This is a genomic window from Pseudalkalibacillus sp. JSM 102089, assembly GCF_041366475.1.
Lineage (GTDB): Bacteria > Bacillota > Bacilli > Bacillales > Guptibacillaceae > Guptibacillus > Guptibacillus hwajinpoensis_B.
On the sequence record NZ_JBEWYW010000006.1, the window covers coordinates 155,299 to 180,925 of the forward strand.

The window sequence follows — 25,627 nt, forward strand, 5'->3', positions numbered from 1 at the left end:
GAGATGAATGCTATAATGAAGACCCTGGATGTCAAATCAATTGAAAATGGACTAATTGAAATAAAAGGAAATCTTAAACAGCAAAAAGATCAAATAAGTAATATCCAATCTTCTATTCAAGACTTTATTTCTACTGAAGCGTCCTTCAAAGGAAAAGGAGGCCAATCAATAAGAGCTTTCTATAACGATGCACACCATTCATTTCTAGAATTTTATAACCAGGTAATAGAAACATATGAATCAACTTTGGACGATTTAAAGAATGAGATGGAATCTTACGAACCATCTTCGAATGGATTAATAAGAGAAAGCTTTCTAGGACAAGATTTAGAGACTGGATTAACATATGCAAAAGATACGGTAATCGATATTACCAATGATGCAAATCAAACGATTCATAGTGTAAATGACATCATCTCAATACCACCTTTAGATGATAATAGATTCCATCAACAACTTAGATCGGCAAAGCAACATAAAGATGAAACAGTAGAAAAGTTATTTCAATTTGACCAAAATCAATGGACCTCTCTAGATAAAGTTGATCAAGATATCCAGTTAATGAATAAATATATTAATCAAATCCACGAACTTTTTGAAAGTGGACAATTATCAGTTGATACATACCAATCGAATAATGATTATAATCAAATTTCCGAAAAACCAATTATATCTACCGATGCTTTTTCTTCTATTACGAAACACCCTAGAGTCATATCAAATGGTGTAGGTATTTCCGATTTCAACAACGAGATGAATTGGGACCCTTCTCCTACTCTAGGTTTAAATTTTGAATCTTGGCGAGAGAATTCTATTAATGCGGCTACGAATCTTGGTGTAGCGACCGCTACCGGTTACACTACCGCAAAGAGTATTAATAAAAATTTTAAAGGCTTTGGTGTTAAAAGGGAATTCTACTTAACTGCCCAAGGTGCTACTAAAACAAGAATTCATGTGACGAATCCTGAATTAATGGGATTCAATAAGAAAACTTATTCTGGTACTAACGCTACCAATTATCCAAAACTTTATAAGTTAGTTGATCCTATGACAAACATTAAAGCATCCTTTAAATGGGCAGGAAATAGAATTGGTGTTGTGGGAGTAGCAGCCACTGTAACTGGTGATATTATTCATGGCATTCAACAAGAAAAAACAGCCAGCGAAATCGCCGGCAATGTAGCAGGGGATGTTGTAATTGCTGGGTCATCAATAGTAGCTTCAGCATATGCTGGTGCTCTTGCGGGAGGCGTTATTGGAGGTCCAGTTGGACTTGCAGTCGGAGCATTAGCTGGTGCGTTAGCAGGAATCTTCATTACTACTGCTTTGAGTGATCTTAAATTCATGGATGTTGATAATGATGGAGAATTGGACTCCATCGGTGATGCTATTAAGAAAGGAACAACTGCACTATTAGATGATATTGGAGAAGGTATTAATTCTATTGTGCCTTGGTTTGATTAATCAAATTTTAATCTATAACAAATGAGGTGACGACATTTGAAAAAAGGTAAAGACATCGACGAGTTCACATTTTCCTATATTAGTAAACTACAACTACCCAAAAATAATCGGCATTATATTTTTGGGTTCTTGTTTATTTACTTAGATATTATGGGGATTATCCCCTTGATAAGTGCTCCTTTTTCTATCCAATTATTTTGGGCTGGCATTATTCCTATCATAGCAATTAACCTTTGGGGACTTGTCTGCTTTATTGCTCCCTATAAATTTGAACATGCTTTCTACTTATTTTTTGGCGTTCTTGGATTAGTAACAACCTATATTTACTTTCTAGTTATTCAAAAGTTCCTATTCTTTAATATTGGTGTAAAACAAAACTACTACTTTTATATTGGGCTTGTAGCTATTATTTCGTTGCTATTATTCTTTCACATTTATTATAGGAAGATGTTAAAGAAACGGACTTTCCAAAAAAATCAAAAACAAGGAATTAAAATTAATGTTGCACCTATCGTAGTTATGTCCAGCTTCGGGTATATCATTGCACAGTTGTTAATGTCTTCGTTTGTCACTGATTCTCTTCAACTGATAGTACTTATATTAATATTAGCAATATTTACAGTGTTAACATCGTTCTTATCAACATGGATCCAGAAATATATTTTCATCAAGCAGAATTATGATACTGTTAAAAAATTACGTCCGGACTTTAATCTTTCGAAAAGTGAAAGGGAAAATTATATTAAGAACATGAGGTAAGGACTTTATATACTAAAAGGAGATAAGCTATGAAAACATGGACCCTATCCAAAAAAGAAATCTATTTAATAGTAAAATTTCTTGGAGGAAAAGTCTTAATTGGCATCTCTTCACCTTTTGATAATCCCAATGAAATGAAGCATGCTTGGGAAGAGACATTTAAAAAGCTTTATGCCAAAAATCTTGTGAATTATACAGATGAAGAATTGAAATTTGAAGAATCATTTATCCAAGCCATGTGGGTCTTGGCAAAAACAAATCTCATTGTAGAAATCACAACTGACCTAAAAGGACAGAGCTTATTCTATTTCGGTGATGATCATATTATTGAGTGTAAAAAACTCGATAACTGCAAATTTCAAATATACGTTCATTCATCTCCAGACGTTACATGGAGACAAGTTATAGTGCCTCGTATGTTAATGGGCTTAGAACATTTACCAGATAGACTTAACCAAGAACTCCTCTTGGATCCAATTGATTATAATCAGTATATAATAAAGCGAAGGATACATAATGTTGATGAAGTTATACAAAATAACCAATTGAATAAAAACAGCATGCTACTTGCTCAATTCAAACGCGCTATTCAACGCTATCATTACTCTAATCGCTTGATCATATATTATAAACAAGATGATGTATGGAATATTGAGGGTGTACACGTCCTCTCTTCTCCTTCATATAACTGGACCCTAAAAATGATTAATCAAGATGGATGTGAGTGGCTTGAGGCAAAACAATCTTCAGGAACAAATCTACTACAGGAGATTCTTAGTGTAATGGAAAGAGTTAAAGTACCACCAAAAGTTAACAAGGAGAAAACCCATGGTATCTAATAAACCAAAAGGAAAAAAAGATCGTTTTTGTGTAGCTATTTTTACTAATCCTACTTGCAATGACGATCGATTCCATGATGAAATGTTTGATAAAATTGATCTAGTTGGTAATGTGGATGTTGTAACTGACGCTAATCTCATACCCAAATTTATTGAGATTTTGGAAAGGAAATTTCCAAACAAAAAAATCGTTACTGAAAGTTTCGCTGTATTAAAAATAGATCAGGAGCGAATCGATCAAGAAATATTGAAGATGGAAAAGAAATATAAGTGGAAGAGGTTTATTAACGCAATACCGGCGGATGAATATCTAGTAGTAAATCAACTAACTATGTTTGACTTTGAATATACTCTTTTGTATTCCACAAACATAGATGAGGTTCTTCAGTTTCTAGAGGAACGTAAATAAAGTAAAAAAACAATCGTATTAAAATTCCCTAATGATAAATAAGTGGTTGTTTAATTTTTTGTTTATATTAGATTATTTTTTCCGTAGGAGATCTCTATTCTTTATATCCCAGAACATAAACACTCTGCAAAAGCCTCATCTGCAGAGTGTTTTTATCGCTAACTTTTAATTCCTTCCGCTCCCACCCCTTCAAAAGAAAGAATCTTCAAACAAATACCACCAATCTTCCACTCTTTATACTATAATGGTATTACCAACAAAAACTCTGGTATTACCAGAATCGAGGTGATCACTCTCCATGAAAGAACGTTCTTCCGAAAAAATCACGAAACAACTTATCCGCTCTATTTTAGAACAAGAATGGGCGACAAACGATCCGCTCCCTCCTGAACGAGAACTGGCTACTCACTACCAAGTCGGCCGCCCTACCATTCGTGAAGCCTTACAGAGACTAGAGCGTGATGGATGGATTACGATTCGTAAAGGGGCGCCAGCAATTGTTAATGATTATTGGAAACACGGTAATTTAATGACGATCGTGAACATCCTCCAGCACCACGAAGATATACCTGATGAGTTTATCGTTTACATGCTCGAGCTTCGGATTACGTTAACACCTGCTTATGTCCGGGATGCTCTTCTTCATCACAGACTCCAAATCATTTCGCTTTTCATTCCACTTGAAGAGCTAACAGACGATCCGAAATCATACGCTAATTTTGATTGGAATCTACAGAAAAACATTGCTGAGCTTTCACACAACCCAATCTTTCTTCTGATCCTTAATAGTTTTCAAGACATCTATGGCAAAATGGCTGAGAAATACTTTCTAGAACCTTCTCATCGTCAAGCATCAAAGCACTATTATGAGCAGTTTCTCGAAGCTACGTTAAGAGGAGACCTTGATCACGCAGAGTTTCTGACGAAAGAGATGATGTCTACGAGCTTGGAACTCTGGAAAACGAAAATGAACGGGGGCATATAACTTGAAAGCAAAAGGATTGTATCGTGATTTTTTCTTCCACCTTGATATCTTGATCATGTTTATCCTGTTTCTCATCGTTCTTGGCTTCTTACTGACAATGACCCTCTCTCACCTTGTCCCAGTGTTTATCGTCATTGGGATTGTCACCTACATGTTTAGTGAATACCTCACACACCGCTTTTTGTTTCACATTAAAACACCTAACAATCCATTACTTCTTAAGCTTATTAAACGATTGCACTACGATCATCACAAAATGCCGAATGATCTCAAATTATTATTCCTACCGATCTGGTATAGCTTTCCGAATTTGCTGCTCCTTTGTTTGATCTTCTATGTCCTGTCTGGATCTCTACTGCTCTCACTTTCCTTTAGCACAGGATTGCTCGCTATGTTCTTCGTCTACGAATGGAAACATTACATTGCTCATCGACCGTTTAAGCCCAAAACAAGGTTTGGGCAGTGGATCAAGAAAACGCACATTTTGCATCATTATAAAAACGAAAATTATTGGTACGGTGTTTCTACTCCGTTCGTTGATGTACTGTTTGGCACATTAAAAAATGAAAAGGATGTACAAATGAGTCAGACGGCGAAAGATTTAGAGCAGCGTCCGTAGCAAAATCTCAAAAAGGGGCTGACATTCTCATGTCAGCCTCCTTTTGATGGGTTATTTTTTCTTATTGTTGGCGCAATGTTTGACCACACGTCGTTAAGTCATGAGTGATCTGCTGAAGAATTTGCTCACCCTCAAGACTTCCTGCTGTAGTTTGTTGAAGCTTCCGCTGGCACTCTCTGGCGACTTGCTCTGCTCGAATTAATTCTTCTTCAAATTGTTGGGCTAACGCCAGTTCTCCTCGTTGCCTCGCATCTATCAACTGCTGACGAATGGTTTCAATATCTCCGCATGCCTGATGGGCTTCTCGTAACACTTGCTGGTTTACTTCCTCCATATTACCCACTCCTTTAATCATCCGGTTTTTTCTTATTATTGATTAAAAGAGGAGAAATATGTAAATGAAAAAGACAAATGTACGCGAAGGGGGTCAGGTACGCACCTGACCCCCTCTCTCTTCCCTCTATTCCGTTTTCGCCTCGATCTCTTCTTTAATCTCCATTGCTTCCCCATCCTCAGGCTCTAACCCAATGTATGTATTCATCTCACTTAACGCTTTTTCGAACTCCCCTTGCTCTTCATAAATAAGCGCTTTGTTAAAGTGAATGGATGGCACAGGTATGTTGTCATTTTCGATATCATTGTAAATGTTCATCGCTTCTTCTAATTCACCTGAATCCTGTAATTCAGCAGCTTCTGTGAATTTAGGTTCCATGTAGGAATAGTAAACTTCCTCTTCTAGAGCCGCACTTCCCAAACCGTAGATCATCATGACGACTACAAATAGAAGCGCATATAACCAACTTACGCCTCCCTGCTTTTTAATCACGGCAAGACGCTCATCACGATCAGGATAAATGTCCTTCAGCTTCTTTACTTTATTTAGCGCAAAATCAAAATAGAGCTTATTTCCAAACAGAGCCAAAACAATATAAGCAGGCGCAATCGTTGAACCTGGTAGTGCTTTCTTAAAGAATACAATCGATAAAACGTCCACTACGACGATAATACCGAGGAACAAGTATGCAAATACGTTCATTTTACGGTATGTAAACCAAAACAAACTCAAGAAGAATGCTGCCCAATTCCACGAAATAGGTGACTTCCTAGTCGATAACTTTTCCCACTTCTTTTTATAAACTTTATCCCTTTTACCCGTAAATTCCAGCATCTCTTCACGTGTATCTTCATCAAGCTCTGTCCACTTAATCTCATTCTTATTTCGATTGAACCAACTCATCGTACTCCCCCAATTCCTATTTTCATCCTTTTTAAGGATACGCTAGTCGAGAGTGCCTGTCACCACCCGGTTTGTGTTCTTTTTTGTCGAACCGATTATTTCCATTTCTATCATTTTTATTTACCATTTATTTGCTATAATCGACATAGATAATGAAGCAAAGTGTGGTGTACGTGATGTTTAAAATACTATTAATAGAAGATGACACTTCTCTATTCCAAAAAATCAAAGAACGACTAGAGCAATGGTCTTATGAAGTGTATGGCATAAACGATTTTAGTCAAGTAATAAAAGAGTTTTCTACAGTGAAACCTGATCTCACAATTATAGATATCCAATTACCTAAGTTTGATGGCTTTCATTGGTGCAGAATGATTCGGGATCATTCAAACGTTCCGATCATTTTTCTATCTTCACGCGACCATCCAACTGATATGGTCATGTCGATGAATCTCGGAGCGGATGATTTTATCCAAAAGCCGTTCCACTTTGATGTCCTTGTCGCAAAAATCCAGGCAATCCTGAGGCGCGTTTACAATTACAATACTGAGACGAATACACTAATAACCTGGCATGGTGCTACTATTGATTCGGAGCGAAATCGAGTGACGGTTGGTGAAAATACCATTGAGCTAACGAAAAATGAAATGATCATACTGCATATGCTCCTTGAACGAAAAAACAAGATCGTCATCAGAGATGAGTTGATCAATCGCCTCTGGGACGATCAACGCTTTGTTAGCGATAACACGCTCACTGTAAACGTTAATCGACTAAGAAAAAAACTAACAGAAATCGAACTTGGCGACGCCATCCACACGAAAGTAGGTCAGGGCTATATGGCCGTGGAAAAGCTATGATGTGGAGGTTTTTGAATGAACGTCGTAGCTGGATTACTTTCTTTCTCTTTATGGAAGCGTGCTTTCTTCTCATTACCTATATTGACCCATCGATCCCGTTCACATCTATTCTGTATGCTGTTTTTTTAACACTTCTTCTGTTTATCCTTTTTCTTATTTTACGTTTTGTGAAAGAAACTAAATTCTATAAGGAACTGGAAGAAAGGGATAACAACCTTGACCTAACGAGTATTCCACAGGCAAATAGCCCTTTTGAAAAAGTGATAGAGAAGGTCACGACCGATCAAATCGAACAGCTTTGGGACATGAGCAACCAAATGAATCAACAGCTCGAAGTGGAAAAAGACGACTTGGTTGCTTGGATTCATGAAGTGAAAACGCCTCTGACTGCACTTCATTTACTAATTGATCGTATTCAGGATCATGAGCTTAATGAGCAGCTTACATACGAATGGCTTCGCATCCACTTTCTTCTTGATCAGCAGCTTCATCAGAAGCGAATGCCAGCGATGGAAAATGATTTATATATTGAGAAAGTTAACCTTCAAAAGATTCTTGTCAACGAAATCTCTCCTCTACGCACATGGTGCAAACAGCGAGGGATTGGCTTTGATCTTGAATTGCCTGTTAGCGAAATACTGAGCGACGCTAAATGGCTCGCTTTTATCCTGCGTCAACTACTGACAAACGCTGTGAAATACAGTGAAAATAATGATATCCGTATCATAACCGGTAGGGATGGAAAGAAACCTTTCCTTACGATACAGGACAAGGGACGCGGGATTATGAATCGCGATCTTCCTCGCATTTTTGAGAAGGGATTTACGTCAACTTCCAATCATCATGATTCAGCAGCATCTGGAATAGGGCTTTATCTCGTAAAAAAAGCTGCAGACTATCTGAAAATTACAATCGAGGTCGATTCAGAGCCCGGGAGCGGTACAGCTTTCACTCTTACCTTTCCGGAACTTAATGACTTTGAACAAATTCGAGGCATGTGACAACAATGTCACATGCCTCCTCTTATTGTTCGGCGAATCGAGGGAAAGAGTTACGCCTACTTTTTATAATGAAACTATCACTTAAACATTGGAGGAATTGGATGACTACCGTACTTGAAGCAAGTAAAATTCAAAAAAGCTATGGAAATAAGTTTTTAAAGCAAGAAGTATTAATGGGTATCGACGTTTCGATCGAACGTGGGGAATTTATAAGCATTATGGGGGCATCGGGGTCTGGAAAAACAACACTACTAAACGTGCTTTCATCCATCGATCGTGTGAGTGGCGGATCGATTAAAATTGAAGGAAAAGAAATGACAAAGCAAAAAGAAAAGCAGCTCGCTGAATTTCGAAAACGACATCTTGGCTTTATTTTTCAAGAATACAATCTACTCGATACGTTAACTGTGAAAGAGAACGTCCTGCTTCCCCTATCGATTACGAAAGTTTCTAAACAAGAGGCTACTGCAGCTTTTGAGGCTCTTGCAGGTGAGCTTGGCATTCATGATCTCCAGGATAAATACCCAAATGAACTATCAGGAGGACAAAAGCAGCGTACTTCTGCCGCTCGAGCTTTCGTTCATAACCCAAGCATTATCTTCGCCGATGAGCCTACTGGAGCACTCGATTCAAAGTCAGCTTCCGATCTTCTGAATAAACTAAGCGACTTAAACGAAACGCGCGAAGCTACGATTGCAATGGTTACGCATGATCCCATTGCAGCTAGCTACAGCAGTCGCGTCATCTTTATTCGAGACGGGCGGATTTATACGCAGCTCAATAAAGGAACAGAATCACGTCAGTCGTTTCTAAAAGACATCATGAAGACTCAAGGTGTGCTCGGTGGTGTGCAGTATGAACATTAATCATATAATTCTGAAGAACTTAAAGAAGAACATGAAAAACTATTATTTGTACGTCTTTGCCCTAATCTTTAGTGTCGGACTCTACTTTTCTTTCGTCACTCTTCAATATGACCCGGGTGTTGAAAACATGGAAACTTCAGCTAAAATGACAGCCGCCATCCGAGCGGCTTCCATTATGCTTGTCGTAATCGTAACCGTTTTTCTAGTGTACGCAAGCAGCATTTTTATTAAGCGACGCGGAAAAGAAATTGGACTTTTCCAATTAATTGGTATGACAAAAGGACGCATCTTCCGAATCTTAACCGTAGAAAATTTACTTATTTATATTGGCTCTATGAGTTTAGGTATTTTTGTCGGATTTGCATTTTCCAAGCTGATCCAAATGATCCTCTTCAAAGCTACTGGCATCAAAGGCGTTGCAACTCTGAACTTTTCCTCTGCTGCCCTGCTGCAAACAGTGATTGTTTTCTTCGTCATTTTCGGCATCATTTTGCTAACGAACTGGATCTTTATTAAAGCACAAAGTATTCTCTCTCTGTTCCACGTGACCTCTAAATCTGAAGAACGGATAAAGAACATTTCCATTCGAGAAATCATCATGGGTGTGCTTGGACTTATTCTAATTATTGCAGGTTATTACGTATCGAGCAGGCTGTTTGATGGCGATTTTTCAGCCATGAACGAACTTCTCTTTGCGATGGCCTTTATACTTGGCTCTGTTATTTTGGGAACATACCTTTTCTACAAAGGATCCATTCGATTCGTCGCCAACCTAATTCGGAAGCGTAAAGAAGGCTATCTGAACATTAATGATGTACTTTCTCTATCATCAATTATGTTTCGAATGAAATCCAACTCGCTTCTACTTACAATTATTACGACTGTATCAGCACTCGCAATCGCTCTTTCTTCACTTAGCTATATTTCGTATTACTCAGCAGAAAAAACATCGAAACAAAACATTCCGGACCATTTCTCCCTTGCCGAGGAACAAAATGCGGCTATATTTGAAAAGGAATTGAAGGCTAGAGACTATGATTTCACGACCAAAGAAATGGAAGTTCTTCAAGCGTCCGTTTTGACAGAAGAAATCCTTACTAAACAACAGTCCGGGACGGCTTTTGATGCATCTGAAATGGTTTTACCTGTCATTAGTGATCAAACACTTGAGGAAATAGATGTGTCTTCTAATGAAGCGGTTTTTACCGGATTTAGCAAAATTCTTGAATCCGTCATTCGTTTTGATAACGCTGGCGTCATTCAAATTAAAGGAAAAGAGAAAGTAATAGCTCAAGATTATCTTGGATTGAAAAGTGACTATATCCTCCCATATTCTTATTCTGATGGTGGTCTACCTACGGTTGTAGTGGATGAAACGACCTTTGCTTCTCTTCAAAAAGATATGGATGAAGAAATACAAGATGAGCCTTTAACCTATTTTGGATATAACCTTGTAAATCAGTCAACGTTACCAGAAGCAACTGAGCTATTTCAGTCACTTTCCTTCGAACAGGACCAGGGGAACAGCTCTCAATATCAATCCTTTCAAGAGCAAAAGGAAAACATGGGTCTTATCATGTTCATCGTCGGATTTCTAGGACTTACCTTCCTGATCACGTCAGGGTGTATCCTCTACTTTAAACAAATGAATGAAGGAGAAGAAGAACGTCCGAATTATACTGTTCTCAGAAAACTCGGTTTCACACAAGCGGATCTCTCACGTGGCATCCGCGGCAAGCAGCTTGTTAACTTCGGCACCCCCCTTGTTGTTGGACTTCTTCACGGCTACTTTGCCGTTCGTTCCGGCTGGTTCTTCTTTGGAACCGAATTATATACGCCAATGCTGATCGTTATGGGAATCTATACGTTGCTTTATTCAATCTTCGGCGGACTATCAGTCGTTTACTATAAAAAAGTTATACGTGAAGCACTATAAGAGAAAGGCGGATGGTGCCAGGCACCACCCGCTTTACGTCATAATATGTCGAACCAAACTACTACCCTACCTCACCTCAACCAAAGCCCTCTTGCCACTTCATCCGAAAGTCCAAACCTATTAATAAAGTAATCCTGAAGGCGGCCTTTTTCTCCGCCTTCTACCCACTTGCGATACAAGCGAATAAGCTCACGTACACTGCCTTCACAGTAGCTATCAATTAGCTCAGCAACTGTATTCGTACTTCTCCAATAATCATAAAACGCAGCCGAATAAGAGAAGTCGTCTCCACCTCGATATCCCGCTTCTCCAAATGCGTCTAGCGTGTATTCCCCATACTTTTCTTTATGAGCGTCAATTAACAATCGCTCCACCTTCATCACTTTTTCAAATCGCTCTTCTGACATTAAGAGCTTACGAGGTAAGTAGAAGCAGATGCCTTCTTCGAACCACATATCATTCGCATTCTCTTCTTCCCAATCATCGAATTCTGAATGGAAGAAGTCAGCGTGGTGCGTGAATTCATGGGCAACAAGCTCTGCTACATCGACCATTTCAAGCTTTTCATAATAATCCGCTGCCTCTTTCACACCTTTAACCGTGGATAGATAAATATCCTTCCATGTGTCTCGTAAAGGGGTTAAGTGGATCAAGTCTCTCGAAGTGTACGCAGGCAATGGAATCGTCGAATACAGCTTTGTGGCTGATTCTAAATCGTGGAAAACAATCCCCCTTGGCGGCTCCTCAACCGTCGTAATTTCTTGCAGCGCACTCTTATATGTATCAAGAAATGCTAATAGCTGCAGTCCGCTCTTTTCAATTTCGTTTGTTTTTGTTGTATCTGTTACCGATACGGCATAGTTCATATTCAATCCCCCTCCATCTTGCTATTTCGAGTTCTTTTAAGTGTCCTCCTCTATTTCTCCATCATTCGTCTAATATAGAGTATGAGACTCTACGGTAAATCAAAATCCCCCCACCGCCACACGGTGAGGGGAACTATCCTACTCCATATCAAACCAACCATTATCAATCGTCTGCTTGTACCAATAATAGCTATCCTTCTTCGTTCGTTCTAGCGTACGGAAATTAACGTGGACGAGCCCGAAGCGTTTATCATAGCCTTCTGCCCACTCGAAGTTATCAAGCAGAGACCATGTTAAGTAGCCTTTAATGTTCACGCCTGCTTCTATACTCCGACTTAATGAAGTAAGATGCTGCTTTAAATACTCGATCCGGCGCCCATCTTTAACCTGACCATCTTCAACGCCGTCGTTATAGCAGGCACCGTTTTCGGTAATGTAGATCGGAACATCACCATATTGATCCTTTAATTTGCTAAGAACCTTATAGAAGCCTTCTCCGTATACGTTCCAGCCAATATCCGTTTTATCATAGCCGATATCGATTTTCTCTAAATCAAATAATTCCTCGTTTTCTTTATACCTTCCGACGCTTCCTGTGTAGTAATTGATCCCAACAAAGTCGATAGGCTGACTAATAACGTCAAGGTCGCCATCTTCAAGCGTAAGGGAAACTCCTTTTTTCTCAAACCAGTTCAGCATAAATTCCGGATAGCGTCCTTTAAAGACTGGATCAAAGAACCATTCGATAAACCAACCCATCCCACGATTGCAGGCGTCAATGTCCTCCTGCTTATTGCTGAATGGCTCATTCCATTCGAGGTTTGGGGCATACCCGATGTTACCTTCCATTTCTAACTCTCTGAATCTCGTAACCGCTTTTCCGTGTGCTAATAGAAGATGATGTGAAATAGTAGTCGCAAGCTGAAGGTCCTGATTGCCTGGTGCGTGAACGCCGATGAAGTTTGATAGGAAAGACACGCACCATGGTTCATTGATCGTAATCCAGTGCTTTATTTTCCCATTAAATTCGTTAAACATAAGCTCGGCATAATCAGCAAACGCATCCGTCGTTTCTCTGCTTGCCCATCCACCCTTGTCCTGAAGGGCCTGCGGCAAATCCCAGTGATAAAGTGTACACATAGGTTCAATGCCCTGATCGAGTAGGGCGTCAACAAAACGGTGGTAATACTGAAGGCCTTCTTCATTGACCTTCCCTGTGCCATTCGGAAAAATACGCGGCCAGGAGACGGAGAAGCGATACATTTCAATGCCGAGCTCCTTCATCAATGCAATATCTTCTTCATAACGGTGATAGCTATCACAAGCGACATCTCCGTTATCTCCGTTCTTCACATTTCCAGGCGTATGCGAAAAGGTATCCCAAATCGATTGGCCACGTCCACCTTCATCTACGGCCCCTTCGATTTGATAGGCTGCGGTTGCCGCGCCCCACTTCATATCATTTGGAAATTGTATAATTGCCATTGCCTTCCCTCCATTATCACGTCAGTAACTGTTTCGTTATACTTTACTTCCACAAGATTCTCTCACGATCAATTCTGAATCAATAAAAACAGGTTTCAATTCTGTTTTACCATTTGTTAAATCATGAAGCATATGAGCAGCAAGCTTACCGAGCAGCTCTTTATTCTGCCTTACAGTCGTGAGCTGCGGAGCACTGTAGCGACAGGCATCGATATCATCACACCCGACTAGGCGGATATCTTCAGGAACCGAGAGTCCTGCTTCTTTAATCGCTCTAAGCGCACCAAAGGCCATCATGTCGGAAGCCGCAAATACCGCCTCAGGTCTAGCTTCTCCCTCGAGGATTCGATTCATTGCTTCGTAACCGCTCTCTTCATGAAAATCACCGTACTGAATCCACTCTTTTCTCACTTCTAGACCAAATTGATTCATCGATTGTAGGAACCCTTTTTCTCGCAAGTTAGAAATCGCAGAATCTGATCCCCCACCGATGAAAGCAATATCTTTTACCGAATTGAGATACAGATGCTGTATCACTTTCGTAGACAAGTTAATGTTGTCTGTCATCACATAGCTTGAGCTTGGGCCATTGAGCTCTAGATCGATGCCCATACACGGGATGTCGCTTTCCACTAGCTCATAAATGGCATCCTCAATTTCCTCACCTGTGATGATCAAACAGCCATCCACATGAAAATGCCTGCACCTTGCAAGGTAGCTTCCATTATCCTGATAAAACTGTTCATTCGAGAACATTAAGATGTCATATCCTAGTAACCCAACTGTTTTCTTAAAAGCTGTTACCACTTCCATAAAGAAAGGATGTGTAAAATCAACGTTCACTCGGCCAGCATAGATCAGGCCAATGAGATTCGATTTCTTTGTCGCTAGCGCCTTGGCTGAAAAGCTTGGCTGAAAGCCTGTTTCTTCTATCACTTTAAGAACCTTTTTCTTCGTTCCTTCACTAATGCCACCGTAATTGTTAATAATTTTCGAAACGGTCGCTCTTGATACTCCTGCCATTTGTGCAATATCTTTAATCGTTAGGCTCATCGCTATCCCTTCTGACATCATAATAGAATTTATACTGATAGCTTACTAAGAAACGCTATGTGAAGCAATTTCTATATCGGCTGAGCCTCTATTTTACAGATCCTTCTGTAATACTCGAAATAAATAGGCGGTTAAACAGTAAGAAAATAATGAGCAATGGAATCGTTGCCCAGAACACGCCTGAGAGGATCATTCCGAAATCAATATTAAACGTGTTACTTAAGGAAGCTAATGCAACCTGGATAGTATAATTCTCCGGGTCCCTTAAGACCGTAAATTGCCATAAGAATTCTCCCCACACCGCTGTAAAAACAATGATGCCGAGCGTTGCAAAAGCCGGAAGAATAATCGGGACAACGATGCTTCGATAAATTTTAAAGTTCGAACAGCCATCGAGCTTCGCTGCCTCAATCAGCTCATCGGGAACGGACTCACTCACATATTGTCTCATGAGGAAGATACCGAGCGGATTAAGAAAGAAAACGACCATTACCCCAGCAAGCGTATCAAGAAGGCCAGCTTTCGATACGAGAAAATACTGTGGAATCAGTCCCAATTGAGGGGGAATGATCATTGTTAATAAAATCGCAATAAACAATCCGTTCTTGCCCGGGAATTTAAATTTCGCGAAAGCAAATCCTGCTAGCGAGCTAATAAACAGTACAACAAGCGTAACGATAGAACATATGAGAAAGGAATTCCACATCGCTTGAAAGAAATCAATTTGATTCAGGACTTTCTGGAAGTTCTCGACTAGCATGCCGCCTGGCGTGATCGTAGGCGGGATTGAATTATATGCTGCACTCGGACGCGTTGCCATCACAAACATCCAGTAGAATGGGAATAAGGATAAGAGTGAAGCGAGTCCTAGAAACAGATAGATGAGCACTTTACTGAAAGAGACTTTTTTTCGTTCCTTTCGATTCGCCATTACCTTACCCCCTTCTTCTTACGGCCATTGCCTGATGTAATGAGCGTATTGATCGTTGCAAAGAAAAGAATGATCACAAGCAGAATAATTGCTGTCGCAGAAGCCGTTCCAAAGGATTGAAGCTTAAAGGCATCTCGGTACAAGTACATAACGACTGTTAGTGCTTCGTCTCGTGTAAATGCCCCAGCGCCTAAGAAAATCGTCGGCTCAGAGAAGAGCTGTAACGCCCCAACCGTTGAGAAGAACACCGTTAAGATGATAAACGGTTTCAGCAAAGGCATTGTAATATAGAGAAGCTGCTGAAACTTATTCGCGCCATCAATTGTTGCGGCTTCATATAAATCATTTGAGATGCTTTGGATCCCGGCTAAGTAAATGATCGTATTGTACCCGACCCAGCGCCAAAACACCATAATGGAAATCGCGATTTTCGTTCCCCATTCAGATGTGGACCAATTCACTGGATCAAATCCGAAGACGCCTAGCATGTAGTTGGCGAGTGATGACTCGTGATTACTAAATAACACACTGAATATAAGGGCAACCGCTACCATCGAGGTGATATACGGCATAAAAATCGTAACTCGAAAGAAATTTTTAAATCGAAGGAATGTAAGATTTAATAGAAACGCCAACACAATGCCGACAACGATTTGTGGCGCCGTTCCCATTAATCCCATGATGATCGTATTGTATACTGACTTCCAAAAAAGAGGATCCTCTAAAACGATCCGAAAATTATCGAGCCCAACAAAGCTCATTGGACTTAATCCGTTCCATTTCTGAAACGCAAGATAAACGCTGAATATAGCGGGATAAAGACCAATCACTCCAAAAATAATGAAAAAAGGGGCTACGTACAAATAGCCTGAAATCATATCCTTTTTCTTCTCAGATCGATATCGCTTCTTAACCCCTCTTTCCTGTCCACTCATTGAAATCACGATTTCTCCCCACTTCCGGTGATTAAGTAGGATACGGTGGGTTTCCACCATATCCCATCACAAATATTGCTTCTATCGGTCTATTAATTCTTCAGCACGCTTAATCGCAGCACGCCATTCTTTCTCAGGATCGCCACCTTCTTGAACGTTATGAAGCGCATTTAATACTTCTTGATGAACTGGGAAGTATTTCACGCCTTTGAAGACAGCGCCATCAATATCTTGTGCCGCTTCTGCAAAAACAGTCGATGTTACTTGACCACCAAAGAACTCATCTTCATTCGTTTTGAACTCTTCCATGTCATAGACAGAAGTAGCGGAAGGGAATAAGCCTTTGCTCTGGAATGATTGCAGCTGATTATCAGGGGATACAAGCCACTCGACAAAGTCATATGCTTCCTGTGGATGATCTGTTTCACTTGGAATGGAAATATAAGAGCCTCCCCAGTTCGCTGCGAATTCAGTTGGAAGTGTTGCCACGCGCCATTTTCCTACAGCGTCAGGTGCATTTCCTTCCATCCATCCCTTCAACCATCCTGCTCCAAGCTCTGCTGCAAATTCACCTTTGTTGACGCCGTTCGCCCATTCAGGTGTCCACATTTCAAGCTTGCCAACAATGCCTGCTTCATCTAACTCAACAGCATAGTCATATGCCTTCTTCACGTCGTTTCCTTCTTCACCTAGCAATAGTTCACCATCAGGATTTAAGTAAGTTTTTTCAGAAGCATCTAAATAAGCGCGATAAGCCATTTCGATACTATCCACGAATGGTTTTCCTGTTTCTTCCTTAAGCTTCATTCCCGCTTCTTTAAACGCTTCAGGGGAATTAATAAGAGATTCTACTTCCGCTGGCTCTGTTGGAAGTCCAGCTTCTTCAAAGAGATCCGTCCGGTAATACAATGCCTTCGGACCGATATCCGTCGGTAGACCAATTAGGAAATCGCCTTCTTGATTCGCGCCAGCTTCCCATTTCCAATCTAAGTATTGACCCTGTACATCCTTTGCACCAAGATCATATAAATTCTCAAATCGTCCCTGCGCTTCTTTGAATCGATCCAGTTGATCCACTTCCAAAGCCGCAATATCAGGTGCCCCACTACCAGCAGACAAAGCTGTAAAAAGCGCATCATGATGCTCGGCTGATTCTGCAGACCTCACTTTAATCGTCACGTTCGGATGTTCCTTTTCGTATTCCTTCGCAAGCTCTTCATAATTTGTCGCGCCAAATGCCCAGAAATTCAACGTAACCTCTTCATTACCGCCATCACCAGACGTACTGTCGTTTCCATTACAAGCTGCTAAAGAAAATACAAGCATCGACGCCAGTCCTAACCCCAACCACTTCTTTTTGCTTTTGTTTTTCACCGTTACTTCCCCCTCATGCGATTTTAAAAACGCTTGGAAACCGGTTTCCTAAATAGATAAAAAAATGAACGATTCACATCAAAGTAAAGCGTTTTCATAAACTGATTATAAGAGTATATCGTTTGAAAAGCAACATTATTCTAAAAATTTGTAAACCGGTTTCTTAAATATTTTTAGAATATTGAAACTTAAAGCATCGATTGCCGAATCCTGATCGGAACGATAAATCCTTTTGCTACAGTTTTTCTAGTGAGAAGATCAGTGTTTACATTATCAGCACTAAGTGGTTAATTTAACCGCAATAAATAAAGCAATAACCATACCTAAATAAAAAACAACATCCCACATTCGTATTGGTTTATAAAAGAAAAAGTAGCTGATGAACAAATAGATAGCATAGCCTAAGAAGCCATAAACGATCGAGACTTGAAAAAGGAATGATAGGAAGACTAAAACCACAAGCACCGTCACATTCCATTTTTCTTTCTGTTTCCATTTTGCGTCATCCATTTGCTCATCACCTTTCCTTGACATGTTGTATTGAGTTTACGAAACCTCGAAAGAAGTACGCGCTAACGTTCCCTTTGCCTTTTCATCAAATTTCCAAAAGACTGAAGCGGTAAAAATCACGGTTAACAGCCAGGGAAGCGTACTTATGAAATAACCTAAGTCCGTTACTACATTTGTAATCGGGAAGATAAACGAGAATAGCATGATCCCGAGGCCGACATGGATGATATAGGCATATCGCTTCCGGCGATTACTTTCGCGTGTGAGCTCATCAGAGGCGATTGAAATCGCAATTCCTACTACTAATAGGAACGGTAGCAGATAAATAATCATTAAAAAAGCACCACCAATAGCGACAGAAATATCCCCGTCTCCCCCGCTCAGTAGATAGATGAGACCCCCTACCGTTGTTAAAACAATGCCGAATACCCACGTGATTAGGGCGGTCAGCAGTGCTGTTTTGAATTTGCTGAGAAGCATATGTATGAACCCCTTCTTGCATTTAATGAACCACGATTACTTCCTTTTGTTTAGCACCTGTTCAATCAATTTAATCGATTTTTCACTAAAGTGATTTGAAAAATCTTCTCCCACTCTTACGCCTTTACCAAAATGATATTCTTCTGCTTGCACCGCTTGGTGAATGCTCTCAATAGTAGCGAGTGACAGCCCTGATCCTGGCATGATCGTTGGAATACTTTCTTCCGCCGAGTAGCGCACAAGCTCTTGAAGCTGAGAGATCCGTTCTTGCCCTTCCTGATTGGCACCGGATGTAAGAATTCGCTTCACATTTGGGTATTGAGCGAGGGTTTTATACCCTTCTTTTTGAGAAGAGAGTTCTTCGAACGCTCGATGAAAGGTGATGTCGATATCCGGTTGCTGCTGAATGATTGTTTCAAGTAACTCTTCGTCAATGGTATGATCCTTCGTAATTCCTCCGATAACAATCCTCTTGCCTCCGAGTTCACTTAAGATGCGGATATCTTCAAGAATAACCTCTTTCTCCTCTTCGCTGTAGCAGTGGCTATACCCGTTAGGTCGAATCATCACCTGAACAGGAATCGTAACACTGTTTAATACCGATTTTATCGTTCCATAACTCGGCGTTAAACCTCCAGCTTCAATCCCTGTTACAAGTTCTACTCGACCTGCTCCAAAGGCTTCTGCCTCGATTGCTTCTTCTCTGTTTTGTACGATTACTTCGATCATTTCTCCATCTCCTATCTGATTCACTCGATGTTTTTGTATCGTTCTCACTGAAATTAAATGTTCCACTATCATCATAGCTTTTTCCATTTAAGGATGCACGGGGTTTTGGCGAATTCGCGCAAGTTCGCGAGTAGTGCGCTAGTGCGCTAGTGCCTGTCACCACCCGATTCATGTCATTACTTGTCGATTAAGCTACTTGTATAGTTTCGCTCCTATTAGACACTCTAACAACCAGGGGTGATTCAAATGAAACTTAACAAGAAGCAATACGCTAATCAACCTTTTGCTAGTAAGAAATCGTACACGAATGAAGCCGATCTGGCTCCTTCTCAAGATGACCAAGCTGGTCGTCCTGCAGAAACCAAATCAAAGCGGAAATCATAAAGAAACTCAGGCGTACGCCTGAGTTTCTTTATGTAGCTTCTATCCACACCTCTTGGAATGGTCGCCGCTCCCTTTGCTCAGTGCCGAAAAGGCGGAACATGATTTGACGCTTGATCCTTCCTAGAAATAACTAACTCATGCTTCGCATTAACTCCGGCGTAAAATAACGAAGATGCAGCAGGCTCCCCTCTTTTTTCAAGCTGATCCATTAACCACGCTTCCGTATGACCTAAGCGCTGCAAGATATCCTTCTGTACTCGCCCATCCAAAATAACAGGAATCTCAAAATCATTCATCTGCTTCTCGATCGCCATATCTTCACGAACAACACTCTCTTTACTTGGGTATAACTTCACACTAAGTCTTCCATTTGCCTCTACAATGGCAAGCTCAACATCTTCTGTATGGAAAACGTCCTTTTCTCGAAGCATCTGAAGGACATTATCAATCGAATATTGAATCTGCTTCATGTTATCTTTAAGGAATTTTCCATTGTACATCACAACGGTAGGCTCGAACGTAAGAAGTTTTCCTATCTTCTGATGCTTTATCTTTATCCTTGAAATCAACTTCTGTAGCAACCCGATCGCAATCATCGCGATCACCGTGTGAATATGTTCTATCTCTGGGTCAGCGATATCCGCACCTACCACAGCCCCAAACACTAGAACGACGAGAAAATCAAATACAGGAAGCTCTCCAATAGACCGCTTCCCCATATAGAGTCCGATGGCGAGCATGAACGGAAGAATCGTTACTATCCGGAAGATAACCTTCAAGGCATCCATCAATATATCCATAAGACCCACCTCTTTCTCACTAATAGGATCATTATAACCAGAAGGTAAAGAGCGCAATACGTCACTAGTGGATTAATAAGGTAAGACTAATGGAACAAGAGACAATATAGTGTTGTCTCTTGTTCCAAAGTAGACCATCGCGGTTTTCGCAGGTGCCTGTCACCAGTCAATCAGTCCAAAGAAATTTCCCAAAAAGCGATCTGGAACAATCCTGATTATTGGACTTAAAATATTCTTTGCTTAGCGGACTAGTACTAGCATGATGAATAATTAAAACAAACTACTCCTTTCATTAATAATGAACTCTTTATCCAATATGTTTATGAGCTTGATTCAAAAAAAAAAGAGCTTCAAGGAGAAGCCCTTTAGAAAAATAAAGCAGGTAATTATCCTTCTATTTGACTTCTGACTTTTCTTCCTTCTCGACAGTGTCACACCCTTTAGGTTCTTCATTCGATTTCACTTCCTCGAATTCAACACTGCAACAGTCTTTTTTAGGTTTAGAGAATAGTTTTTTTAGTCCTCTCTTTTTTTCACCCACTTGATCACCTCCTTTATAGTACGGTTTGAACGATCAATCCTGTAGTAGTAGCTACAACTAATATGGAAAAGACGAACGCAATAACGAGCTTTGGTTTGAACAGTTTGTTCAATAGCACAACTTCTGGAATACTTGCACCAGCTCCACCTATTAAGAGGGCAATAACGGCACCAATTCCCATTCCTTTGCTTACGAGCGCATCTCCAATCGGAAGAATCGCCTCTGCTCGAATATACATGGGAACTCCTAATATAGAAGCAACCGGAATCGTCCAAAGCTGATCTCCACCTGCATACCTAGCGATAACATCCTGAGGAACAAAGTCATAGATGAAAGCCCCTATGAAGACGCCTATTACTAAAAACGGAAGAACTGGATAGAAAAACGCCCATGCATCTTGAAGAGCAATCTTCCACTTCGGCACAGCTTCCTGCTTCTGGTCGCTCTGGTGCTTACGGACCTTCACATTTTTAACAGAGTTATGAAGTCCAAGGGCTTCCCATACTACGCCAATTAAAATCGAAAAAAGACCTACGATCACAATATAATAAAGCGTTAGTTCCCACCCGAGTAACGTCCACAATAAAATAACGATAACAGGATTAAGTAATGGAGATGCAATGAGAAAAGACATCGACGGGCCAAACGGGGCTTTCGAAGATAGTAATCCCGCTAAAATAGGAATCGTAGAGCAGGAACAAAAAGGTGTTAATGCGCCTAATCCAGTGCCATAGAAATAACCACTCCACTTATTAGGGCGCTCAAGAACTCTCTTAATCTTATCTTCTGTCACTTTTTGTTGAAGCAAGCTAACTAGAAAACTAATAACAATAAACAAAGCTGTTAATTCAACAAACAAAGTTAAGAACGTTTTAAGAAAACCTAACAAATCAATCACCTGAATCTCCTTCTTTCAATGAATTATAAGTTCGTGTACATTAAATCAATTTTTTTTGATGTATACCTCAAAAATTTTACCCTTAGCATTAGCTTCTAGGGTAAAAAATACAGCATAGCTCATCAGACAAAATGGCCTTCACACCTGAATCATGCAATTGATAATAATTCCAAGTACCAATCTTCTCTCTGGTGATGAATCCAGCATCAAGTAAAATCTTAAGATGATAAGACAATTTGGATTGTGAAAGTCCTACAACCTCAGTTAAATCGCATACGCAAAGCTGTCCTTTTTGATTTAATTCATACATGATTTTTAATCGCAGTTGGTCGGCTAAAGCTTTGAATTTCTGTTCATAATCTTCAAAGCTTACTTCTTCTTGATGAGTCGATTTCGCGTTGAATGTTTCCATATCCTTCTCCTTATATCAATTTTTCTTGATGTATAATATTCTACTATTTCAACAAAGTATCGTCAATTAATATATCAATTTTTTTTGATTTATGATTCATCACTATCACATTCATTGTTTGAACACTTCCTATAATTCATCCGAAAATTATTCAAGTATACGTGAACACATTTCCCGCTACTCGAAACCCAACTCATTACCATGACAACCATCTCAAGAATCCATCTACTTGTCTAAAAGCTCATTTCATCAGTGAATTGTTGCGGGTGCCTGTCACCCGCACAATTATGGGGAAGGCAGTACTTTCAAAACAAATGAGAAAAGGACTTACCCGCTTCTACGGATAAGTCCTTTTCTCATTTGTATCCAATAATTTCCTTTACTCAAACAGCTCAGGCAACCAAAGCGTTAGAGATGGAATATAAGTAACGAGCAAAACAATCACAATGCCTGCGAAGAAAAACGGCAGGATGTCTTTTATCGTTTTTTCAATACCTACCTTCGCAAGGTAACAAGAGATAAATAAGGTTGATCCAACAGGTGGCGTAAACAAACCAAGTGCTAGTGAAACAAGCATAACGATCGAGAATTGAATCGGATCCATTCCTATATCTGTCGCAATAGGGAAGAAAATTGGAATGAATAGAAATAGATTTGGCACAAGCTCCATTACCATTCCGGCTACTAACATGATCGCCACTAGCACAAGAAGAAGCGCCCAATCCGGGAGACCAAAGCCAAGGAGCGCATTAGCAATTAGTTTTGGAATTCCTTCTGAGATGAGTACCCATGTAAAAATCATAGAGGCACAGACGGTAATCATGACGACGCTCGTCCCGTAAACCGTATCCTTGATAGACGCAATGATATTTTTCAGCGTTAAGCTTCGGTAAATAAAGAGTCCAATAAGAAATGCATATACGACAGCAAGAGCTGCGGCTTCTGTTGCAGTAGCAATCCCAAAAATAATCGCACCAATCAAGAAGACCGGAAGAAGAAGTGCCCACGACGCTATTCTAATGCTACTGAAAAACTCTTTTAACGTAGGCTTGTCTTCACGAGGATATCCACGTTTAACGGAGATCACAACGGTCGTAACAAGATAAATAAGTCCAATTAAAATACCTGGAATGACGCCTGCAAGGAACATTTTTCCGACCGATTGATCTGCAAGCCATGCGATAATAATCATCGTACTACTTGGTGGAATGATAATCCCGACAACTGAGCTTGAAGCGTTGATAGCCGCTGCGAAGGCTGGTGTATAGCCTTTCCGTTTCATTTCAGGAATAAGCACGCTCCCCGTTGAAGCAGCATCTGCTACGGAAGAGCCTGAGACACCCGCCATACCCATACTCGTCACGACCGAGACACATGCAAGGCCACCCGGAAGCTGACGTACCATTGAGTTGGCAACGTTGATAATACGCTGAGCAATATTTCCATGAATCATTAGGTTTCCAGCGAGAATAAAGAACGGGATCGCAAGAAAAGCGAAGGACTGCGTATTTGAGAAGAAACGCTGAGCAAACATTTCAATTGGTATCCCCGCAACCATTATGTACAGTAGGGCAGAAGCGCCCATAGAAAATGCGATTGGCACACCGAAGAGGAGAAGTATAAAGAAACTAAAGATCATAATCCAAATCATGTGGCACCTCCTCTTTCGTCACGCTAACTTTGTTTGTTAACACAAGTCCGATTTGATAAATTAGAATGACGATAATAAGAATGAATGATACTGTGACCGAAGCATATAGCCATCCCTTTGAGATACGTAAAATCGGTAGAGGCTGTCCTGCCACCGTTCTCGAAATGCCATAGCTTGAAATCACCATATAGAAAGAAAAATAGAGCATGACTAACCTAGCTAACACATAAGCGATTTTTTGACCCAATATCGGCATTTTATCGCGCAATACTGTTATCGCTAGGTGATCTTCGTTTCTCGTCACGGTAACTGCTCCAAGAAAAATAAGCCATGGAAACAATAAGCTCGTAAGCTCAGTCGTGAAGACAAGTGGAAAATTAAACACATAACGACTAAGGACTTCTCCAAATACAACGAGCGTAAGCAAAACCATCATCAGGCCTGAGACAAGATCAATTGTTTTTGTAATTGCAGAGATGATGCCAGAAAACAGATTTTGCTTTTCCTTTAACATGTGAATCCCCCTTTAGAAAAAAGAAGAGGCCTGCTCCAGGCCTCATCCAGAAATCTTATTGTTCTGCACGATACTCTTCAACGAAGGTTTGCATATCTGTAATGATTTTTTCACCCATTACATCTTCCATTTCCGTATAAACAGGTTCAACGGCTTTCTGGAAAGGCTCCAATTCAGGATATGTGATTTCTTCAAACGCCGATTCGGCTTCCTCTAAATATTTCTCATCATTTTCTTGAGTGAATTCTCGAGAAGCATCTCGCGCTTTCTCAGACCCTTCCATCACAATCTCTTGAAGTTCAGGATCAAGCCCATCAAACGTTCCTTTGTTCATAATAAAATAGGCATAGTAATACGTGTGGTTTGTAATCGCCAGGTAGTCTTGTACCTCGTCCATATTTTGGTCGAAAATGTGGAGAAGAGGGTTGAACTGTCCATCAATTACACCTTGAGATAAACCATTGTAAATTTCCGTGTACGCCATGGTGGAAACGGAGCTACCGAATGCTTTAAACGTTTCAATTAAGCTAACATCGTTAGGTGCACGCATCTTAATCCCCTTCAGATCTTCAGGCGTTTCAATAGGACGTACATTATTCGTAATTTGTGCAAATCCTAAATCTACATCATTCAAAACTTTGAAGCTATGTTCTTCTCCCAGGGATTTTAAATCATCACCTATTTCACCATCTAACACCGCATAAGCTTCTTCGCTACCTTCTGTAAGAAAAGGAAGAGACAGCGTCGCATATTCAGGAACTATGTTCGCCATCATATTCGCTCCTGCGATTTGCATATCAAGGGCACCAACCTGAACAGCTTCAATCATTTCCTGTGCTGTTCCATATGTTTCATTTGGGAAGAACTCGATACTAATTCGACCATCGGACTCTTCTTCCACATAGTCACGAAAAGCCTTCGCCGCTTCCCCGCGAGCGGTCTCATCTTCTCCTGAATTCCAGCCAATCTTCCATTCATACGTCTTTTCACTACCGCCTGAAGATTCTTCTCCATTTCCACATGCAGCAGTTGTAGCTAGAACAATCGCTAATAGTCCCGTTCCGAGTATTTTCTTCATTTTCATCGTAC

The 25,627-nt window shown here is 40.3% G+C and carries 29 protein-coding genes; 11 read left to right on the forward strand and 18 right to left on the reverse strand.

Features of this window, described 5'->3' with window-relative positions:
* Positions 1-15 precede the first annotated feature (15 nt).
* From ABVF21_RS14660 to ABVF21_RS14685, 6 genes are all read left to right on the forward strand, one after another.
* Complete coding sequence (locus ABVF21_RS14660) at positions 16-1,464, forward strand: ribonuclease YeeF family protein (protein ID WP_371018469.1); 1,449 nt, start codon at positions 16-18, stop codon at positions 1,462-1,464.
* A gap of 36 nt (positions 1,465-1,500) precedes the next feature.
* Positions 1,501-2,223, forward strand: a complete 723-nt coding sequence (locus ABVF21_RS14665; protein ID WP_371018470.1) for a hypothetical protein — start codon at positions 1,501-1,503, stop codon at positions 2,221-2,223.
* Positions 2,224-2,252: 29 nt separating this feature from the next.
* Positions 2,253-3,062 carry a hypothetical protein gene (locus tag ABVF21_RS14670; protein ID WP_303529517.1) on the forward strand — a complete coding sequence of 270 codons (810 nt, stop codon included), beginning with the start codon at positions 2,253-2,255 and terminating at the stop codon, positions 3,060-3,062.
* Positions 3,052-3,471, forward strand: coding sequence for a hypothetical protein (locus ABVF21_RS14675; protein WP_194220872.1), 420 nt, complete (start codon positions 3,052-3,054; stop codon positions 3,469-3,471). The genes ABVF21_RS14670 and ABVF21_RS14675 overlap by 11 nt, the downstream gene beginning before the upstream one ends.
* Before the next feature lie 298 nt (positions 3,472-3,769).
* The gene (locus ABVF21_RS14680; RefSeq protein WP_303529519.1) at positions 3,770-4,456 is read left to right on the forward strand and encodes a GntR family transcriptional regulator; all 687 of its coding nucleotides are present in this window, start codon (positions 3,770-3,772) and stop codon (positions 4,454-4,456) included.
* A gap of 1 nt (position 4,457) precedes the next feature.
* On the forward strand, positions 4,458-5,075 hold the full coding sequence (locus tag ABVF21_RS14685) for a sterol desaturase family protein (protein ID WP_371018471.1): 618 nt from the start codon (positions 4,458-4,460) through the stop codon (positions 5,073-5,075).
* A gap of 61 nt (positions 5,076-5,136) precedes the next feature.
* Here ABVF21_RS14685 and ABVF21_RS14690 read toward each other — a convergent pair whose 3' ends face one another.
* Together ABVF21_RS14690 and ABVF21_RS14695 are read right to left on the reverse strand one after the other, a co-directional pair.
* On the reverse strand, positions 5,137-5,409 hold the full coding sequence (locus ABVF21_RS14690; RefSeq protein WP_303529522.1) for a hypothetical protein: 273 nt from the start codon (positions 5,407-5,409) through the stop codon (positions 5,137-5,139).
* A 126-nt stretch (positions 5,410-5,535) separates the two neighbouring features.
* Positions 5,536-6,312 carry a DUF2628 domain-containing protein gene (locus ABVF21_RS14695; RefSeq protein WP_371018472.1) on the reverse strand — a complete coding sequence of 259 codons (777 nt, stop codon included), beginning with the start codon at positions 6,310-6,312 and terminating at the stop codon, positions 5,536-5,538.
* A gap of 176 nt (positions 6,313-6,488) precedes the next feature.
* Between ABVF21_RS14695 and ABVF21_RS14700 the strand changes: the two genes are divergently transcribed.
* From ABVF21_RS14700 to ABVF21_RS14715, 4 genes are all read left to right on the forward strand, one after another.
* On the forward strand, positions 6,489-7,172 hold the full coding sequence (locus ABVF21_RS14700) for a response regulator transcription factor (protein WP_303529528.1): 684 nt from the start codon (positions 6,489-6,491) through the stop codon (positions 7,170-7,172).
* Positions 7,169-8,173, forward strand: a complete 1,005-nt coding sequence (locus ABVF21_RS14705) for a sensor histidine kinase (protein ID WP_303529531.1) — start codon at positions 7,169-7,171, stop codon at positions 8,171-8,173. Before ABVF21_RS14700 ends, ABVF21_RS14705 begins: the two co-directional genes overlap by 4 nt.
* A gap of 101 nt (positions 8,174-8,274) precedes the next feature.
* Positions 8,275-9,039: an ABC transporter ATP-binding protein gene (locus ABVF21_RS14710; RefSeq protein ID WP_371018473.1), complete on the forward strand. Its 765-nt coding sequence runs from the start codon at positions 8,275-8,277 to the stop codon at positions 9,037-9,039.
* Positions 9,029-10,975 (forward strand): FtsX-like permease family protein, encoded by a 1,947-nt coding sequence (locus ABVF21_RS14715; protein ID WP_371018474.1) that lies wholly within the window; start codon positions 9,029-9,031, stop codon positions 10,973-10,975. Before ABVF21_RS14710 ends, ABVF21_RS14715 begins: the two co-directional genes overlap by 11 nt.
* A gap of 71 nt (positions 10,976-11,046) precedes the next feature.
* Here ABVF21_RS14715 and ABVF21_RS14720 read toward each other — a convergent pair whose 3' ends face one another.
* The 9 genes from ABVF21_RS14720 to ABVF21_RS14760 all read right to left on the reverse strand — a co-directional run bounded on the left by ABVF21_RS14720 (position 11,047) and on the right by ABVF21_RS14760 (position 19,338).
* Positions 11,047-11,841 carry a hypothetical protein gene (locus tag ABVF21_RS14720; protein ID WP_371018475.1) on the reverse strand — a complete coding sequence of 265 codons (795 nt, stop codon included), beginning with the start codon at positions 11,839-11,841 and terminating at the stop codon, positions 11,047-11,049.
* Between the two features lie 138 nt (positions 11,842-11,979).
* The gene (locus ABVF21_RS14725; RefSeq protein WP_371018476.1) at positions 11,980-13,326 is read right to left on the reverse strand and encodes a GH1 family beta-glucosidase; all 1,347 of its coding nucleotides are present in this window, start codon (positions 13,324-13,326) and stop codon (positions 11,980-11,982) included.
* A gap of 36 nt (positions 13,327-13,362) precedes the next feature.
* On the reverse strand, positions 13,363-14,379 hold the full coding sequence (locus ABVF21_RS14730; protein ID WP_371018477.1) for a LacI family DNA-binding transcriptional regulator: 1,017 nt from the start codon (positions 14,377-14,379) through the stop codon (positions 13,363-13,365).
* Between the two features lie 88 nt (positions 14,380-14,467).
* Positions 14,468-15,310: a carbohydrate ABC transporter permease gene (locus tag ABVF21_RS14735; RefSeq protein WP_226612072.1), complete on the reverse strand. Its 843-nt coding sequence runs from the start codon at positions 15,308-15,310 to the stop codon at positions 14,468-14,470.
* Positions 15,310-16,245, reverse strand: a complete 936-nt coding sequence (locus ABVF21_RS14740) for a carbohydrate ABC transporter permease (RefSeq protein WP_303530458.1) — start codon at positions 16,243-16,245, stop codon at positions 15,310-15,312. Before ABVF21_RS14740 ends, ABVF21_RS14735 begins: the two co-directional genes overlap by 1 nt.
* 81 nt (positions 16,246-16,326) lie before the next feature.
* Complete coding sequence (locus ABVF21_RS14745; RefSeq protein WP_303530460.1) at positions 16,327-17,571, reverse strand: ABC transporter substrate-binding protein; 1,245 nt, start codon at positions 17,569-17,571, stop codon at positions 16,327-16,329.
* Between the two features lie 327 nt (positions 17,572-17,898).
* Positions 17,899-18,129: a hypothetical protein gene (locus ABVF21_RS14750; protein WP_303529542.1), complete on the reverse strand. Its 231-nt coding sequence runs from the start codon at positions 18,127-18,129 to the stop codon at positions 17,899-17,901.
* A 36-nt stretch (positions 18,130-18,165) separates the two neighbouring features.
* Positions 18,166-18,609: a hypothetical protein gene (locus ABVF21_RS14755; protein WP_371018478.1), complete on the reverse strand. Its 444-nt coding sequence runs from the start codon at positions 18,607-18,609 to the stop codon at positions 18,166-18,168.
* A 36-nt stretch (positions 18,610-18,645) separates the two neighbouring features.
* Positions 18,646-19,338: a copper homeostasis protein CutC gene (locus tag ABVF21_RS14760; RefSeq protein ID WP_371018479.1), complete on the reverse strand. Its 693-nt coding sequence runs from the start codon at positions 19,336-19,338 to the stop codon at positions 18,646-18,648.
* Between the two features lie 246 nt (positions 19,339-19,584).
* Between ABVF21_RS14760 and ABVF21_RS14765 the strand changes: the two genes are divergently transcribed.
* Complete coding sequence (locus ABVF21_RS14765) at positions 19,585-19,722, forward strand: hypothetical protein (protein WP_303529547.1); 138 nt, start codon at positions 19,585-19,587, stop codon at positions 19,720-19,722.
* Between the two features lie 77 nt (positions 19,723-19,799).
* Here ABVF21_RS14765 and ABVF21_RS14770 read toward each other — a convergent pair whose 3' ends face one another.
* The 7 genes from ABVF21_RS14770 to ABVF21_RS14800 all read right to left on the reverse strand — a co-directional run bounded on the left by ABVF21_RS14770 (position 19,800) and on the right by ABVF21_RS14800 (position 25,622).
* Positions 19,800-20,522, reverse strand: a complete 723-nt coding sequence (locus ABVF21_RS14770) for a DUF421 domain-containing protein (protein WP_303529549.1) — start codon at positions 20,520-20,522, stop codon at positions 19,800-19,802.
* Between the two features lie 394 nt (positions 20,523-20,916).
* Positions 20,917-21,063: a hypothetical protein gene (locus tag ABVF21_RS14775; protein WP_303529550.1), complete on the reverse strand. Its 147-nt coding sequence runs from the start codon at positions 21,061-21,063 to the stop codon at positions 20,917-20,919.
* A 13-nt stretch (positions 21,064-21,076) separates the two neighbouring features.
* Positions 21,077-21,961, reverse strand: coding sequence for a permease (locus ABVF21_RS14780; RefSeq protein WP_371018480.1), 885 nt, complete (start codon positions 21,959-21,961; stop codon positions 21,077-21,079).
* A gap of 88 nt (positions 21,962-22,049) precedes the next feature.
* Positions 22,050-22,373 (reverse strand): ArsR/SmtB family transcription factor, encoded by a 324-nt coding sequence (locus ABVF21_RS14785; RefSeq protein WP_371018481.1) that lies wholly within the window; start codon positions 22,371-22,373, stop codon positions 22,050-22,052.
* A 379-nt stretch (positions 22,374-22,752) separates the two neighbouring features.
* The gene (locus ABVF21_RS14790) at positions 22,753-24,024 is read right to left on the reverse strand and encodes a TRAP transporter large permease (protein WP_371018482.1); all 1,272 of its coding nucleotides are present in this window, start codon (positions 24,022-24,024) and stop codon (positions 22,753-22,755) included.
* Entirely contained in the window at positions 24,002-24,538 is a 537-nt protein-coding gene (locus ABVF21_RS14795) for a TRAP transporter small permease (protein WP_371018483.1), read from the reverse strand. The genes ABVF21_RS14790 and ABVF21_RS14795 overlap by 23 nt, the downstream gene beginning before the upstream one ends.
* 55 nt (positions 24,539-24,593) lie before the next feature.
* On the reverse strand, positions 24,594-25,622 hold the full coding sequence (locus tag ABVF21_RS14800) for a TRAP transporter substrate-binding protein (RefSeq protein WP_371018484.1): 1,029 nt from the start codon (positions 25,620-25,622) through the stop codon (positions 24,594-24,596).
* Between the last annotated feature and the right edge of the window lie 5 nt (positions 25,623-25,627).

What these genes read in the sequence shown, in the direction of transcription:
- ABVF21_RS14770 (WP_303529549.1), bottom strand. Translation starts at nt 20,522, where the DNA reads ATGGATATATTGATGGATGCCTTGAAGGTTATCTTCCGGATAGTAACG.
- ABVF21_RS14715 (WP_371018474.1), top strand. Translation starts at nt 9,029, where the DNA reads ATGAACATTAATCATATAATTCTGAAGAACTTAAAGAAGAACATGAAA.
- ABVF21_RS14735 (WP_226612072.1), bottom strand. Translation starts at nt 15,310, where the DNA reads ATGGCGAATCGAAAGGAACGAAAAAAAGTCTCTTTCAGTAAAGTGCTC.
- ABVF21_RS14660 (WP_371018469.1), top strand. Translation starts at nt 16, where the DNA reads ATGAAGACCCTGGATGTCAAATCAATTGAAAATGGACTAATTGAAATA.
- ABVF21_RS14795 (WP_371018483.1), bottom strand. Translation starts at nt 24,538, where the DNA reads ATGTTAAAGGAAAAGCAAAATCTGTTTTCTGGCATCATCTCTGCAATT.
- ABVF21_RS14725 (WP_371018476.1), bottom strand. Translation starts at nt 13,326, where the DNA reads ATGGCAATTATACAATTTCCAAATGATATGAAGTGGGGCGCGGCAACC.
- ABVF21_RS14750 (WP_303529542.1), bottom strand. Translation starts at nt 18,129, where the DNA reads ATGGATGACGCAAAATGGAAACAGAAAGAAAAATGGAATGTGACGGTG.
- ABVF21_RS14765 (WP_303529547.1), top strand. Translation starts at nt 19,585, where the DNA reads ATGAAACTTAACAAGAAGCAATACGCTAATCAACCTTTTGCTAGTAAG.
- ABVF21_RS14745 (WP_303530460.1), bottom strand. Translation starts at nt 17,571, where the DNA reads ATGCTTGTATTTTCTTTAGCAGCTTGTAATGGAAACGACAGTACGTCT.
- ABVF21_RS14710 (WP_371018473.1), top strand. Translation starts at nt 8,275, where the DNA reads ATGACTACCGTACTTGAAGCAAGTAAAATTCAAAAAAGCTATGGAAAT.
- ABVF21_RS14695 (WP_371018472.1), bottom strand. Translation starts at nt 6,312, where the DNA reads ATGAGTTGGTTCAATCGAAATAAGAATGAGATTAAGTGGACAGAGCTT.
- ABVF21_RS14730 (WP_371018477.1), bottom strand. Translation starts at nt 14,379, where the DNA reads ATGAGCCTAACGATTAAAGATATTGCACAAATGGCAGGAGTATCAAGA.
- ABVF21_RS14680 (WP_303529519.1), top strand. Translation starts at nt 3,770, where the DNA reads ATGAAAGAACGTTCTTCCGAAAAAATCACGAAACAACTTATCCGCTCT.
- ABVF21_RS14675 (WP_194220872.1), top strand. Translation starts at nt 3,052, where the DNA reads ATGGTATCTAATAAACCAAAAGGAAAAAAAGATCGTTTTTGTGTAGCT.
- ABVF21_RS14790 (WP_371018482.1), bottom strand. Translation starts at nt 24,024, where the DNA reads ATGATTTGGATTATGATCTTTAGTTTCTTTATACTTCTCCTCTTCGGT.
- ABVF21_RS14740 (WP_303530458.1), bottom strand. Translation starts at nt 16,245, where the DNA reads ATGAGTGGACAGGAAAGAGGGGTTAAGAAGCGATATCGATCTGAGAAG.
- ABVF21_RS14700 (WP_303529528.1), top strand. Translation starts at nt 6,489, where the DNA reads ATGTTTAAAATACTATTAATAGAAGATGACACTTCTCTATTCCAAAAA.
- ABVF21_RS14670 (WP_303529517.1), top strand. Translation starts at nt 2,253, where the DNA reads ATGAAAACATGGACCCTATCCAAAAAAGAAATCTATTTAATAGTAAAA.
- ABVF21_RS14690 (WP_303529522.1), bottom strand. Translation starts at nt 5,409, where the DNA reads ATGGAGGAAGTAAACCAGCAAGTGTTACGAGAAGCCCATCAGGCATGC.
- ABVF21_RS14720 (WP_371018475.1), bottom strand. Translation starts at nt 11,841, where the DNA reads ATGAACTATGCCGTATCGGTAACAGATACAACAAAAACAAACGAAATT.
- ABVF21_RS14755 (WP_371018478.1), bottom strand. Translation starts at nt 18,609, where the DNA reads ATGCTTCTCAGCAAATTCAAAACAGCACTGCTGACCGCCCTAATCACG.
- ABVF21_RS14785 (WP_371018481.1), bottom strand. Translation starts at nt 22,373, where the DNA reads ATGGAAACATTCAACGCGAAATCGACTCATCAAGAAGAAGTAAGCTTT.
- ABVF21_RS14800 (WP_371018484.1), bottom strand. Translation starts at nt 25,622, where the DNA reads ATGAAAATGAAGAAAATACTCGGAACGGGACTATTAGCGATTGTTCTA.
- ABVF21_RS14760 (WP_371018479.1), bottom strand. Translation starts at nt 19,338, where the DNA reads ATGATCGAAGTAATCGTACAAAACAGAGAAGAAGCAATCGAGGCAGAA.
- ABVF21_RS14705 (WP_303529531.1), top strand. Translation starts at nt 7,169, where the DNA reads ATGATGTGGAGGTTTTTGAATGAACGTCGTAGCTGGATTACTTTCTTT.